Origin of the sequence: Nisaea acidiphila, assembly GCF_024662015.1 — a bacterium.
In the GTDB taxonomy this organism is placed as follows: Bacteria; Pseudomonadota; Alphaproteobacteria; order Thalassobaculales; family Thalassobaculaceae; genus Nisaea; species Nisaea acidiphila.
Window position 1 is genome coordinate 486918 of record NZ_CP102480.1, and the last position, 12848, is coordinate 499765.

11 protein-coding genes are annotated in these 12848 nt (G+C 62.2%); 4 read left to right on the plus strand and 7 right to left on the minus strand.

What is annotated here, in order from left to right; translation table 11 throughout:
- The first annotated feature begins 40 nt into the window (after positions 1 to 40).
- The gene (locus NUH88_RS02425; protein WP_257769743.1) at positions 41 to 1318 is read left to right on the plus strand and encodes an NAD(P)/FAD-dependent oxidoreductase; all 1278 of its coding nucleotides are present in this window, start codon (positions 41 to 43) and stop codon (positions 1316 to 1318) included.
- A 9-nt stretch (positions 1319 to 1327) separates the two neighbouring features.
- Here NUH88_RS02425 and NUH88_RS02430 read toward each other — a convergent pair whose 3' ends face one another.
- The 3 genes from NUH88_RS02430 to ald all read right to left on the minus strand — a co-directional run bounded on the left by NUH88_RS02430 (position 1328) and on the right by ald (position 3946).
- The gene (locus NUH88_RS02430) at positions 1328 to 1681 is read right to left on the minus strand and encodes a hypothetical protein (RefSeq protein ID WP_257769744.1); all 354 of its coding nucleotides are present in this window, start codon (positions 1679 to 1681) and stop codon (positions 1328 to 1330) included.
- Positions 1682 to 1872: 191 nt separating this feature from the next.
- Complete coding sequence (locus NUH88_RS02435) at positions 1873 to 2700, minus strand: flagellin (RefSeq protein ID WP_257769745.1); 828 nt, start codon at positions 2698 to 2700, stop codon at positions 1873 to 1875.
- A gap of 127 nt (positions 2701 to 2827) precedes the next feature.
- A complete protein-coding gene (gene ald / locus NUH88_RS02440) occupies positions 2828 to 3946 on the minus strand; it encodes an alanine dehydrogenase (RefSeq protein WP_257769746.1) in 1119 nt (372 codons plus the stop codon).
- A gap of 482 nt (positions 3947 to 4428) precedes the next feature.
- On the opposite strand from ald, the gene NUH88_RS02445 reads away from it, so the two are divergent.
- Entirely contained in the window at positions 4429 to 5595 is a 1167-nt protein-coding gene (locus NUH88_RS02445) for an NAD(P)/FAD-dependent oxidoreductase (protein ID WP_257769747.1), read from the plus strand.
- Between the two features lie 3 nt (positions 5596 to 5598).
- On the opposite strand, the gene NUH88_RS02450 is transcribed toward NUH88_RS02445, so the two are convergent.
- The 3 genes from NUH88_RS02450 to NUH88_RS02460 all read right to left on the minus strand — a co-directional run bounded on the left by NUH88_RS02450 (position 5599) and on the right by NUH88_RS02460 (position 10674).
- Positions 5599 to 7974 (minus strand): thiamine pyrophosphate-binding protein, encoded by a 2376-nt coding sequence (locus NUH88_RS02450; protein WP_372743541.1) that lies wholly within the window; start codon positions 7972 to 7974, stop codon positions 5599 to 5601.
- Between the two features lie 196 nt (positions 7975 to 8170).
- Complete coding sequence (locus NUH88_RS02455) at positions 8171 to 8791, minus strand: class I SAM-dependent methyltransferase (protein ID WP_257769748.1); 621 nt, start codon at positions 8789 to 8791, stop codon at positions 8171 to 8173.
- Between the two features lie 35 nt (positions 8792 to 8826).
- Positions 8827 to 10674 carry an ABCB family ABC transporter ATP-binding protein/permease gene (locus NUH88_RS02460; RefSeq protein ID WP_257769749.1) on the minus strand — a complete coding sequence of 616 codons (1848 nt, stop codon included), beginning with the start codon at positions 10672 to 10674 and terminating at the stop codon, positions 8827 to 8829.
- Between the two features lie 243 nt (positions 10675 to 10917).
- On the opposite strand from NUH88_RS02460, the gene NUH88_RS02465 reads away from it, so the two are divergent.
- Together NUH88_RS02465 and NUH88_RS02470 are read left to right on the plus strand one after the other, a co-directional pair.
- On the plus strand, positions 10918 to 11601 hold the full coding sequence (locus tag NUH88_RS02465) for a FecR family protein (RefSeq protein WP_257769750.1): 684 nt from the start codon (positions 10918 to 10920) through the stop codon (positions 11599 to 11601).
- 172 nt (positions 11602 to 11773) lie between these two features.
- Entirely contained in the window at positions 11774 to 12457 is a 684-nt protein-coding gene (locus tag NUH88_RS02470) for a FecR family protein (RefSeq protein WP_257769752.1), read from the plus strand.
- An 11-nt stretch (positions 12458 to 12468) separates the two neighbouring features.
- On the opposite strand, the gene NUH88_RS02475 is transcribed toward NUH88_RS02470, so the two are convergent.
- Positions 12469 to 12822 (minus strand): HesB/IscA family protein, encoded by a 354-nt coding sequence (locus NUH88_RS02475; protein ID WP_257769753.1) that lies wholly within the window; start codon positions 12820 to 12822, stop codon positions 12469 to 12471.
- Between the last annotated feature and the right edge of the window lie 26 nt (positions 12823 to 12848).

Consider the following 12848-nt stretch of genomic DNA (forward strand, 5'->3'; position numbering starts at 1 on the left):
GGCGTGGTAATGGCTGAGAATTCCAATCCGGACCACCGCGATGACCGACGCGACCTATTATCACGCAATCACCCCCGAATTCGAGAAGCGTCCTGCTCTGGCGGACGAAATCGAGGCAGACGTTTGTGTTATCGGCGGAGGTCTCACCGGAATCTCCGCCGCTTTGCACTTCGCCGAACGCGGATTCGACACCGTGCTGCTGGAAGCCGGCCGGATCGGCGACGGCGCCTCGGGGCGCAATGGCGGCCAGATCTGCATGGGATATAGCTGCGGCATGCCGGTCTTCGAACGCACCGCCGGCATGGAACAGGCAAAGATTGCGTGGGATATGGCGAGCGAAGCCATCGGCGATATCAATGCCCGAATAGAACGGCACGGTATCGCCGCCGGCTATCGCCGCGGCTATCTCCATGCGGCCCTCAACGCCCGCCAATTGGGCGGGCTCGAAGAGATGGCGGAAAGCTGGTCCGGAACTTACGGCTTCCGGGATATGAAACTGCTCTCGCGCGAGGAAACAGCGGCGGCGACAGGATCCGAAATCTATCGCGCGGCGTTGCTTGAACAGGGTAGCGGTCACATGAATCCGCTGGCCTATCTGCGCGGCCTCGCCTTCGCCGCAGAGAAAGCCGGCGCCCGCCTGTTCGAGGACAGCCGCGTCACCGGCCTAGCCCGCGGCAGCCGCGTGGCGTTGGAGACCGAAAAAGGCAAGGTCCGAGCGCGGCAGGTCGTTCTTGCCGGAAACGCCTATCTCGGGAGCCTTCTGCCCGAGATCGAATACCGGATCGCACCGGTCCTGAGCGCCGTTGCGGCGACGGCACCGCTGCCGCCCGAGCTTACCGCCCGCATCCTGCCCGGGGACGAGGCTGTGGCGGACAGCAACACGGCATTGAACTATTTCCGCAAGACACCGGATAACCGCCTGCTCTTCGGCGGACTTGCGAGCTATTCGGGACGGCCGCTGACAAACGCGGCGGGCGCCCTGCGCAAAAAAATCGCCGGGGTTTATCCGAAGCTCGCAGAGATCGATATCGACTATTGCTGGTCGGGCAAGATCGCCATCACCTTTACCCGGATGCCGGATTTCGGCCGGATCGACGGAAATATCTATTACGCACAGGGATATTCGGGACACGGGGTGGCCCTGACAGGACTGGCGGGCAAACTCATTGCAGAAGCAATGGCAGGAGACGCCGAGCGGTTCGACCTGTTCGCGAAACTGCCAAATTACCGCTTCCCGGGCGGGCCGGCCCGAACCGCACTGCTGGCGCTCGGAATGACCTGGTACAAATTGCGCGATCTGGTCGGGTTATCGAAATAAGGGGCGGTCTCAGCGAGCCACCGGCTTCTGCAGGTCACCAAGACGTTTCGGATTGCGGTTCACGATCGTCATGGTCTGCTGGGCGAGCCGCCGGCGCACCGCGGAGGCGAGCACGCGTGCCGCCCTCGGCGCCAGATGCAGATCCGGGCCCACGATGGATTTCAGACCGCTGTCGAACCAGTTAGCCGTTCCGGATTCGCTTGAGAGTGCATGTGCGACGATGGCGAGTTCGCCCACACTCGCGGTCCGCAGACTGGAGGGCCACGCCTCACCGTCAAATCCGCGCGCCGTAATCCGTTCGTCTTCGGCAGCCTCTTCCGGCGCCGTGCCGGAAGATGGATCGGAAGTTGATAGGTCGCTCATGTCCGGTCTCCCTTCTGGAAACAAGGTACATTTCAGCGCGCCGGCATTCTGCTTGGCTGATTTCCGCGAAATGTTGGGAAATGTTAAGCAGCGTCAGGATCGACTTCAACAATTTTATCTTTAATAAATCAAATAATTAGAAAGCGATTTATCTTTAATTTTATCTTTATTCTATCAACCACGGCGATAGCTCAGGAAAACAGGCCGAGAAGCGCGCTGGGGCGCTGGTTGGCGATGGACAGCGTCTGGGTCGAAAGCTGCTGCTGCACCTGTACCGCCGTCAATTCTGCCGCACTTCGCGCCATATCCGCGTCGACAATGTTCCCCAATCCCTCCTCCGCCGCATCCGACAGAGACTCATTGAAGCCGATCTGCGAGTCGATGAAACGGGCCGACGCCGCAAGCCCCGCCAGCGCATTGGCAACCGTATCGATCGCCTCGACCACGTAACCGTCGGACGCTTCCGAATTCGCAACATTGTCGAGATTCGCATCTGCGTTGCCGAATTGCAGATCGATCGCGCTGATCTGGTAATTGTCGATCGTAAAGGTCCCACCGCCGATATTGGTCAGCACGGTCATGGCAGAAGATCCGTTCACGATGAGGTTCTTGTCGTTGAACCGCGCGTTATTGACGAGACTGTCGAACTGGTCGCGAAGCGCGAGGAAGTCCCGTGCGACGATGGATCTCTGCTGTGCCGTCAGGCCCTCGTTTCGGCCCTGAACGGTCTTTTCCCGCATGTCGGTCAGCACATTGGAAACGCCGGTCGCAGCGGCGAGCGCGACCTGGATCACACCGCGCGCTGTATGAAGACCCTGGTTCACGGCCTTATAAGCGGCAAGCTCCGCTCTCAGCCCTTGGGCAATCGCGAAATTCGAGGCGCCGACTTCCGCACCTGTCACTTTCAGGCCGGACGAGACCCGATTCTGCACGGTTTCAACCTTGCGATTGATCGCATTGAGGGTGCGCAGCGCTGTGAAAGCGCTCGTGTTGGTCCGGATCGAATTCTCTACGGCCACGCGTACCGTCCGTTCTGGCGGTTCAGCTCCGTTCTGGAGCGACAACGTTTATTAACATTAATCGCAGTGCGGCATTAACCATTTTTTGCGTTTCGCGGCGGGCGGGCGGGAACCGTTCGGCTTCCGGCTAGAGGCCGAGCGCTTCTTCCGGCGGTTTGAATGCGAGACCGTGCGCGTCGGCGACCGCTTTATAGGTCACCTCGCCGCGATGGACATTGAGCCCGTTCAACAGATGCCGGTCCTCGCCCAGCGCTTGCCGTCCCCCCTTGTCGGCAAGCGCCAGCACGAATGGCAGCGTCGCGTTGTTGAGCGCAAAGGTAGAGGTCCGCGCGACGCCGCCCGGCATGTTGGCGACACAATAGTGCACGACATCGTCGATCAGGTAGGTCGGCTCCCGGTGCGTGGTCGGCTTCGACGTCTCGAAACAGCCGCCCTGGTCGATGGCGACATCGACGAGAACGGCCCCACGGCGCATTTTCGCGACATGCTCCCGGGTCACCAGTTTCGGCGCCGCGGCACCCGGCACCAGCACCGCGCCGACCACGAGATCCGCCTGCAGGACATGCTCCTCGATCGCATCCACCGTCGAGTAGATCGTGTTCAGCATCGGCCCGAACTGGAGGTCCAACTCGTAGAGCCGCTCCAGGTTCCGGTCGATCACCGTCACCTTGGCCTCGAGACCCATCGCCATTCGCGCGGCGTTTGTGCCAACCACCCCGCCGCCGATCACCACGACATTGCCGGCCGGAACCCCCGGTACGCCTCCGAGCAACGTCCCGCTGCCGCCCTGTGCCTTCTCGAGGCAATGGGCGCCCGCCTGGATCGCCATCCGGCCTGCCACCTCGCTCATCGGGGCCAAGAGCGGCAGACCGCCCCGCGCACTGGTGACGGTTTCGTAGGCGATCGCGATACAGCCGCTCTCGACGAGCGCGGTGGTCTGCGGCAGGTCGGGAGCGAGGTGCAGGTAAGTGAAGAGGATCTGCCCCTCTCGCAGCATTTCGCACTCGACCGCCTGCGGTTCCTTCACCATCACGATCATGTCGGCGCGCCGGAAAATCTCCCCGGCGGTGTCCGCGATCTCCGCGCCCGCCGCGACATACTGATCGTCGTCGAGACCGATGCCGTAGCCGGCATGGGTCTCGACAAGGACCTTGTGCCCGTGATGAACGAGCTCGCGAACGCTGGACGGGATCAGGCCGACCCGGTTCTCATCCGTCTTGATCTCCTTCGGAACGCCTACCAGCATCTCATGCCTCCCTTTCCGGCAATGATTCTCGCCTGGATCCTGTGTCTGCCTCACCCGCATGGCTGTCAAGTTAGACAGTCTTACACGCGCAGAAGCTGCCCTTATCCGGTCGCAAAAAAGTCATCTTTGAGCGCAAGGATTTCCTTTGTCAGGTATGTGAACACCCAATACGATGGTTCACATGAAAGGGCTGCTTTTCGTCTTCCTGGGAGTTGGCGAAGTGGCATGGGGAGAGGGTCATGGCCGTCGAAACGTATAACCTGAAGCGTTCCTGCGTCATTCTTGGCGCGATCGTTCTGAACGTTCTCGTCTGGCTCAGCGCGGCATTGCCGGGTCTGGTCGTCTAGACTGCTCGGGGAGGCACCGCCTCTTACCCTGTTCATTTATTTGCGGACGGGGTTCGCCGGAATACCGTGCTCAGGCTGGAAGCTGTCCCGGATCGGGATTAGGCTCTCCCGGTTTGGTTTTCCGGAGCGTTCTTCATGTATCGTCATATTATCGTCGGCCGCGGACTGATCGGCTCTGCCGCCGCACGGCATCTGTCTGCCTGGCAGGACGGCGTGGCCGTTGTCGGCCCCGACGAGCCGGAGTACCGGCTGAGCCATGACGGTGTGTTCGCGAGCCACTATGACGAAGGGCGCCTGACCCGGATCTACGACCCGGCACCGGAATGGTCGCTGACCGCGGCGCGCTCCATTGCCCGCTACCCCGAGATCGAGGCCGAGAGCGGGGTCGATTTCTTCACATCCGCGGGCTACCTCGGGATCGTCGGCTCGGAAGACATAGAGACGAAACCCGCAGTGGCCCTCGCACGCGAAAACGGAGGCAACACCACCGCTATCGACGCTTCCACGATGCGCGAGCTCTATCCCTTTTTGTCTCTTCCCAATGATTGCGCCGGGATTCGGGAAACCGAGACCGCTGGCTATGTCAGTCCGCGGTCCCTTGTCCGGGCGCAGACCAGAGTTGCGGAGAAGAACGGCGCCGAAATCATCCGAGCAGCCGCGAAATCGCTCGACGTCCGGGGCTCGACGGTCGCGGTGACGACAGACGACGGCCGCACCCTTGAGGCGGAACGCGTGCTGATCGCGACCGGTGGCTATACCGATGCCTGCAAGCTCCTGCCGCGCCCGCTGGCGCTCACGGTCTACGGACGGACGGTGGTTCTGTTCCGGGTGACCGACGCCGCGGCGGAAGTACTGGAGGGCATGCCGACCATCATCGACAAGTTCGCAGGCTCCTACATCCTGCCGCCGATCCGCTATCCGGACGGGCACGCCTATGTGAAGATCGGGATCGGAACCGAAGCGGACACCCAGCTGAAATCGCTTGCCGACCTGGACGGCTGGTTCAAGTCGACGGGTTCGGAGCGCAACCGGATCGAGTTCACAGATGTGATCGAACGGCTGATCCCGGTGCTGAAGGAATGCCCGGAGCGGCATACCGACACCTGCGTGACGACCTACAGCAAGTCCGGCCTGCCCTATATCGATTTCGTCGCGGGCGACCATCTCGCTGTCGCGGTCGCCGGTAATGGCAAGGGCGCGAAAGGGTCGGACGATTGGGGCTATGCCGCCGCCCGCCTGATGGAGGGCGGCGAATGGGACCACCCGATCCCGCGCTACAGGCTGAAGGCCAGCTTCGCCTGAGGCTTAGAGCGCCATCGGCGTGCCGCGGGCGGTATCGACGCAGGCCGCCGCCACCGCATCCATGATCGCCTCGGCATCGATTCCGTGAGTCTGATAAAGATCCGGCAGATCGCCCGACTGGCCGAACCCGGTCACGCCGAGCGGGAACAGACGCCGTCCGAGGGCACTGCCGATCCAGCTGAGGGTCGCCGGATGGCCGTCCTGCACGGTGACGATCCGGACCTCCGGACCGAGCTCGCCCATGAGCTTCTCCAGATGCGATTTCGGCAGGTCCGGCCGGCGGATACGGGCCTGCCAGCCAGAGTAAAGCCGGTCGGCGCTGGTGACCGCCAGCACGCCGACACCCGGCAATTCCTCTTCCAGCATCTCGCAGGCCTGCAGCACTTCGGGCGCCACAGCCCCGGTGAAAACGATCACCGCAGGTGCGTCCTGGCCCGGCTCGCGCAGCCAGTAGCCGCCCGAGACGATATCCTCGCGCAGATCCGCCGTGATCGAGCGTTCCGGCTGTTCCAGCGGGCGGGTCGAGAGCCGGAGATAGACCGCGCCGCCGTCATCGGCCTGCATATGCGCGAAGCCCCAGCCCATGATCTCCGCCAGCTCGTCCGTATAGGCCGGCTCGAAAGAGGTCAGGCCGGGCTGCCCCATGCCGATCAGCGGCGTCGAGACCGACTGATGCGCGCCGCCTTCCGGTGCCAGCGAGATGCCTGACGGGGTCGCCACCACCATGAAGCGGGCGCCCTGGTAGCAGGCATAGTTCAGGCTATCGAGCCCGCGCTGGATGAAGGGATCGTAGAGTGTGCCGACCGGCAGCAGCCGCGTGCCGAAAAGCGGGCCGGAAAGGCCGAGCGCCGCCAGCATGATGAAGAGATTGCTCTCGGCGATGCCGAGCTCGAAATGCTGTCCACCGCCGTGGCGCAGCCATTTCTGCGCCGAGGCCACCTTCTCGTCGCGGAAGACGTCGTTCCGCATGTCGAGGCTGAAGATACCGCGCTGGTTCACCCAGGGACCGAGATTGGTCGAGACCGTCACGTCCGGCGAGGTCGTCACCAGCCTTGAGGCAAGCGCGGAATTGCCGCGGGCGAGCTCGTTCAGAACGGCGCCGAAAGCCTGCTGGGTCGAGGTCCGGGACTGCTTCTTGATCGCGAGGCTGTCCGGCAGCTCGACCTTGTCCGCCTGATGAATACGCGAGCCGCCCCGGTTGAAGGAAACGCCGGCGATATAATCCCGCACCTCTTCCTTCGGCATTTCCAGATGTGCGAAAGGATCCCATTCCCCGCCTTCCGGTACACCCATATGGCTGCGGAACATCTCCATCTGATCCGGTGTCATCAGCCCCGCGTGGTTGTCTTTGTGACCCGCGAGCGGCGTGTTGAAGCCCTTGACCGTGTAGGCGATGAAACATTGCGGACTGTCGTCCTTCACGCCGTGGAAGGCGTCCAGGACGGCCTCCATGTCGTGTCCCGCGAGATTGGTCATCAGCTCATGCAGGGCATGGTCGTCATGGTCGTCGAGGATCGCCTTGATCCCCTTCACGCCGTGCAGATCCCTCTTCAGATGCTCGCGCCAGCTCCCCTCGCCTCCCGACTGGCCCTTGAAGGTCAGGGCGCTGTAGAGATCGTTCGGGCACTCATCGATCCAGTTCTCCAGCGCCTCGCCGCCCGGAAGCTCGAACACGCGCTGCAGCTTCTTGCCGTATTTCAGCATGTTGACGTTCCAGTCGACGGTTCCGAAGAACTGCCGGATCTTCTGAAACAGGCCGTCGGAGACCACGCCGTCGAGGCTCTGGCGGTTGTAGTCGATCACCCACCAGAGGTTCCGGACGTCGTATTTCCAGCCCTCGAGCATGGCCTCGTAGATATTGCCTTCGTCGAGCTCGGCATCGCCCATGATCGAGATCATGCGGCCGGCCGGCTGCTGCTGCAGGCCCTGGTCCTGGATCAGGTGATGCAGGCGGACATAGTCCTGCACCATCGAGGCGAAAAGCGTCATCGCAACGCCGAGACCGACGGAGCCGGTGGAGAAATCCACCTCGTCCCGGTCCTTTGTGCGGGACGGATAGGATTGCGCCCCGCCAAGCGACCGGAAGCGCTCCAACGCGGACTGGTCCTGCCGTCCCATCATGTACTGGATAGCGTGGAAGATGGGACTCGCATGGGGCTTCACCGCCACCCGGTCCTGCGGCTTCAGCACGTCGAAATAGAGTGCCGTCATCAGGGTCGCGACGGAGGCGCAGGATGCCTGGTGCCCGCCGACCTTGATACCGTCGCGCGAGGGGCGGATGTGGTTGGCATTGTGGATCATCCACATCGCCAGCCAGAGCACTTTTTTCTCCAGCACGCGCAGGGTCTCGATCTTGTTTTGCGGTTCCACCAAGCCCATGACGTTCCCAATCAGACGGTCGTTGATTGGGCGAATATGCTGTCGACGAAATAAAGTGTCGATAGGGGGACCGGAAATAACAAGATTCGAACCGAAGCAGTTCCCCTAGCACCTGCTATTGGCTGCGAGAACGGGACTTTGACTAAAATCCGTTCCTGACGGGACAAACCAGCAGATCGGACCGATCCGCCGCTCCCTACTTTGTCTCGCAATCAACGAAAACGGCGACCTGGGGGTGGTAGCGACCGACCACGGAAAAGAGTTCACGCCACCAGCTCGGAGGACGAACGGTCTCATGCGCGTTTTCGCCGGTCGGCAGCAGAGCCTGCGCTGGATAGCATGCGACCGCGGCATAGACGAACTTGCGTGCCTGCGAATACAGCTCCTCGACGACCCAGAGGAGATCCGACTCGGGAATATGCTCCAGCACATCCGTGCAAATGACCCCGTCCGACTGCATCGCCGGCAACTCGGAGAAATCGGGAACGCCCGGATCGTAGAGCCGGATCTCGGAAACACCCCAATAGTCCTGAACCGACCCGGTTTTACCGTTCTTGTCGCGAAGCTGGACAGAGCGGTACTGCAGACCTTTGCCACAGCCGTAATCCAGGACCGTTTCCGCTTCGTGCTTTTGCACAAGTTCGCGAACGCGCGGAAGATGGTTGAGAATCTGCTGCCCCGGATAGGCTTCCGCCGCGGCAACCCGCACTTCACCGTTCCCGGTATCCCGCACAAACCCCTCGGCATGCATCGTCTTGTAGAGCGCCAGAAGTTCGAGATAACGGGGGCTTGGATTCGAGCGGCTGTATGAATGCATCACGCGGTTCGCCTCAGAGTTCACCGACAACAGGCTTAGGCGCTCGATCCAGCGACGTCCAGTTCCCTGACGTCGGCTCCGGTTTCTTCCCGCATCTGTTCTCGCCACATTGCCGCATAGATGCCGTCCCGCGCGAGCAGTTCGGTGTGGCTGCCCCGTTCGGAGATTTCTCCGTCGCGCAGCACGATGATTTCGTCGGCATCAATCACAGTCGAGAGCCGGTGAGCGATGATCAGGGTCGTATAGTTGTGGCTGACCTCGGAGAGGCTGCTCTGGATCGCCTTCTCCGTCTGGCTGTCCAGCGCCGAGGTCGCCTCGTCGAAGAGGAAAATCTTCGGCCGCTTCAGGAGTGTGCGGGCGATCGCGACGCGCTGTTTCTCGCCGCCCGAAAGCTTCAGGCCGCGCTCGCCGACCGTGGTCTCGTACCCCTCCGGCAGCCCCAAGACAAAATCGTGGATGCTGGCGAGCCGCGCCGCCTCCTCGACCTCTTCCCGGCTCGCCGACGGACGGCCGTAGGCGATGTTGTAGTAGATCGAGTCGTTGAAGAGGACCGTGTCCTGCGGAACGATTCCGATCGCACGCCTGAGACTGTCCTGGGTCACGGTGCGAATGTCCTGACCGTCGATCCGGATCGCGCCGCTGTCGATATCGTAGAAACGGAACAGCAGGCGCGAAATGGTTGACTTGCCGGCGCCGCTCGGCCCGACCAGCGCAACGCTCTTCCCGGCCGGGACCTCGAAACTGATCCCCTTCAGGATCGGCCGCGCCGCGGAATAGCCAAACTTCACGTCCTCGAAGCGCACTTCCCCCTTGTCGACCACAAGCTCGGCCGCGTCCGGCGCGTCCTCGATTTCCCGTTCCTCATCCAACAGCCGGAACATCTGCTCCATGTCGGTCAGCGACTGCTTGATCTCGCGGTAGACGAAACCGAGAAAGTTGAGCGGCAGATAGAGCTGGATCAGGTATGTGTTCACCATGACGAAATCGCCGACCGTCGCCCGGCCCGCCGCGATGTCTCCGCCGGCAAGGATCATCACCAGCGTCAGACCGGCCGCGATGATGCCGCCCTGCCCGACATTGACCAGCGAGAGACTGGTCCTGCTCTGTACCGCGGCATCCTCGTAGGAGCGCATGGACCGGTCGAAACGCTCTTCCTCGTGCCGCTCGTTGCCGAAATACTTCACCGTCTCGTAGTTCAGCAGACTGTCGATGGCCCGCGTCGTGGCGCGATTGTCCATCGAGTTCATGCGCCGGCGGAACTTCAGCCGCCATTCCGTGACCAGCGTGGTGAAGAGGATGTAGGAGCCGATCGTCCCGAAGGTGACCACCGCATAGCGGTAGTCGAACATCGCCCAGAGGATCCCGCAGACGAGCAGGATCTCGAACAGGGTCGGCAGAATGTTGAACAGCATGAAGTTCAGCAGGAACTCGATTGCCTTCGTGCCCCGGTCGATCACCCGCGAGATGCCGCCGGTCTGCCGGTCGAGATGGAAGCGCAGGGAAAGCTGATGCAGGTGCCGGAAGGTCTTTAACGCCGCCATCCGGATGGCCCGCTGGGCGACCCGCGCAAAGAAGAACTCCCGAAGCTGTGCGAAGGCCTGTTGCCCCAGCCGCGTCAGGCCGTAGGCAAGGATGATCCAGATCAGCACCGTGAAATCGAAGGCACCGCCCGAAATCAGGTCCACCGCGTCCTTGTACAGCAGCGGAACATAGACCGACGCTCCCTTGGCAAGAGCGAGACACAGCAATGCGATCACCACGCGCGCGCGCATCTCGAACTGCCCCTGCGGCCACAGATAAGGCAGCAGCGTCTTGATGGTCTGGATATCGGCCGTCGCCGGGGCGTCAGACTCGGTGAGATTGGCGGTCGGTCGGCGAGGCATAGGATTTCCAGTCGGACGGCGCGGCAATGAGGACCGCTTGTTTATTTGTTCGATAAATATGGAACTATTTAGCAGGTGCGCAAGCCTACCTCTGTCGAGCCGCTCCGAGAACCCGCGACGCGATCGAAGTGCCATAGGCCACAGTTCGAAGTATCCGACTTCGATATTCTGGGCAACCGATGCAAGGTCCGGCTTTGTCCCCATCCCGCAGCGGACCTGCTCCACGATCCAGGAGGGACCCCTATGGCGTTTTCCCTTAGACTGGCGTTGACTGCTTCCATCATGGCGTTGCTGGCCGCCGCTTCCGCGGATGCCGAGGTCGGGAATGTCCGACTGGTGAAGATCTGGGCCTATTCGAAGGCTGCGAGCACGGCTGACTGGAACGATCTTTACCGACGCGATCCCGTCGAACTGAACGAACGGCTGCGCACGCCGGATGGAGGGGCACTACATGTTCGCTTCGTCGACGACACGGATCTGCGGCTCGGTTCGGCCGCCGAGATTCTTATCGACCGGTTCGTCTTTGATCCGTCTAACAACGCAGGCGCACTGCAGGCCGAGATGGGCAAGGGCGTCTTCCGTTTCATCAGCGGGCGCATGGCGAAGGACGGCGTCCGGCTCGGAACTCCGAGCGCCTTCATCGGCATCCGCGGAACCGACTTCATCGTCGATGTCCGCGACGACGGCTCGACAGTTGTCGCGGTGCTGGAGGGAGAAGTCGAGATCACACCCCGTGCAGGCGGGCCTGCCGTTGCCATTGCGGCAAACCAGACAGCCCTGGTCTCGCTCAACGCCACGGCCGTACAGATCGGCGTCGCAGCGGTCACGGTGGATGCCGGCCTCGATTCCGACGCCGGCATAGATGCGGATTCAGGCTCCGGCGGTGCGGGAGGTCAAGGCGGCGGAGATACCGGCGGAAACGACTGAGAAGCCGCCGCCCCGGATGACCGAATGGCTCTTCACCGGCCAATCAGAGGCCGGCTTGACCGCTTTGCGGCCGGTCCGGCCCCAATAATACCGCAATCCGAAGACCAATCTGCGCCGCTCCCTCCGCGGCATCCCGCCGGCGGGCCGGGACATTCCGTTTCGGGAGGGGAAAATGAAGCGGATCGCAGCAGCGCTGGTATTGGCCTGTATCCTGTCGCAAGTCCCGATTGCCCATGCCGCGGTCGGCATCGTCAGCCTGGTAAAGGTCTGGGGTTACAAACAAGAGCCGAGCGCCACGAACTGGGAAGCGCTTTACCGTCGTGACGCGGTCGAGATGAACCAGCGCCTGCGCACGCCAGACGGCGGCGCCCTTCATGTCCGCTTCGTTGACGATACCGAGCTGCGGCTCGGATCGGCCGCAGAGGTTACGATCGACCGCTTCGTATTCGATCCTTCGACCGGCGCCGGCAGCCTGCGCGCGGAAATGAACAAAGGCATGATGCGTTTCATCACCGGGCGCATGGCAAAGGAGGGAGTGCGGATCGGAACGCCGACGGCGGTCATAGGCATCCGCGGAACGGACTTCGTGATCGAGGTCGCGGACGACGGCACCACCACGGTTGCGGTTTATGAAGGCGAAGTCGTAATTACGCCGCGCACCGGAGGCGATAGCGAGACCGTTGCCGCAGGGCAGAATGCACGTGTCGCCTTGAATGCGGCTATTGTTGAAACCCACGTTGCGGCCCCTCCGCCCGATGAAGGGCTGGACGACGGAGCCGGGCATGACGGATACGCAGACGGCAATGGCGGAGACGGGAGCGACAGCGGCGGCGGTGACAGCGGAGGGGGTTGCTAGTTGACGCGGGATCAGGACGCGACGTTGAAGCTTTCGCCACAGCCGCAGCGACTGGTCTCGTTCGGGTTGTTGAAGACGAAGCCGGAATAGTACTTGTCTTCCTGGAAATCCATTTCGGAGCCGAGAATGAACATCACGGAGGCCGGGTCGACGAAGATCGTCACGCCCTTGTCCTCGACCATGTCCTCGAACTTTTTCCGTTCCTTGGCGTATTCGACGAAGTAGCTGAGGCCGGAGCAGCCTTTCGCCTTCACGCCGACGCGCAGTCCGAGAACGCCGTCCTCGGGATTGGCCGCCATCAGGGTCTTCACCCGATCGGCTGCGGCGTCTGTCAGTGTGATCGGGGCTTTACCGGGTTGAAACATAACGTCTCTATCCTCTGTTGGCCTTT

Bases quoted from the DNA above. Each gene is read 5' to 3' on its own strand.
- NUH88_RS02455 (WP_257769748.1), bottom strand. From the start codon at position 8,791: ATGCATTCATACAGCCGCTCGAATCCAAGCCCCCGTTATCTCGAACTT.
- NUH88_RS02445 (WP_257769747.1), top strand. From the start codon at position 4,429: ATGTATCGTCATATTATCGTCGGCCGCGGACTGATCGGCTCTGCCGCC.
- NUH88_RS02460 (WP_257769749.1), bottom strand. From the start codon at position 10,674: ATGCCTCGCCGACCGACCGCCAATCTCACCGAGTCTGACGCCCCGGCG.
- NUH88_RS02475 (WP_257769753.1), bottom strand. From the start codon at position 12,822: ATGTTTCAACCCGGTAAAGCCCCGATCACACTGACAGACGCCGCAGCC.
- NUH88_RS02425 (WP_257769743.1), top strand. From the start codon at position 41: ATGACCGACGCGACCTATTATCACGCAATCACCCCCGAATTCGAGAAG.
- NUH88_RS02465 (WP_257769750.1), top strand. From the start codon at position 10,918: ATGGCGTTTTCCCTTAGACTGGCGTTGACTGCTTCCATCATGGCGTTG.
- NUH88_RS02450 (WP_372743541.1), bottom strand. From the start codon at position 7,974: ATGGGCTTGGTGGAACCGCAAAACAAGATCGAGACCCTGCGCGTGCTG.
- NUH88_RS02470 (WP_257769752.1), top strand. From the start codon at position 11,774: ATGAAGCGGATCGCAGCAGCGCTGGTATTGGCCTGTATCCTGTCGCAA.
- ald (WP_257769746.1), bottom strand. From the start codon at position 3,946: ATGCTGGTAGGCGTTCCGAAGGAGATCAAGACGGATGAGAACCGGGTC.
- NUH88_RS02430 (WP_257769744.1), bottom strand. From the start codon at position 1,681: ATGAGCGACCTATCAACTTCCGATCCATCTTCCGGCACGGCGCCGGAA.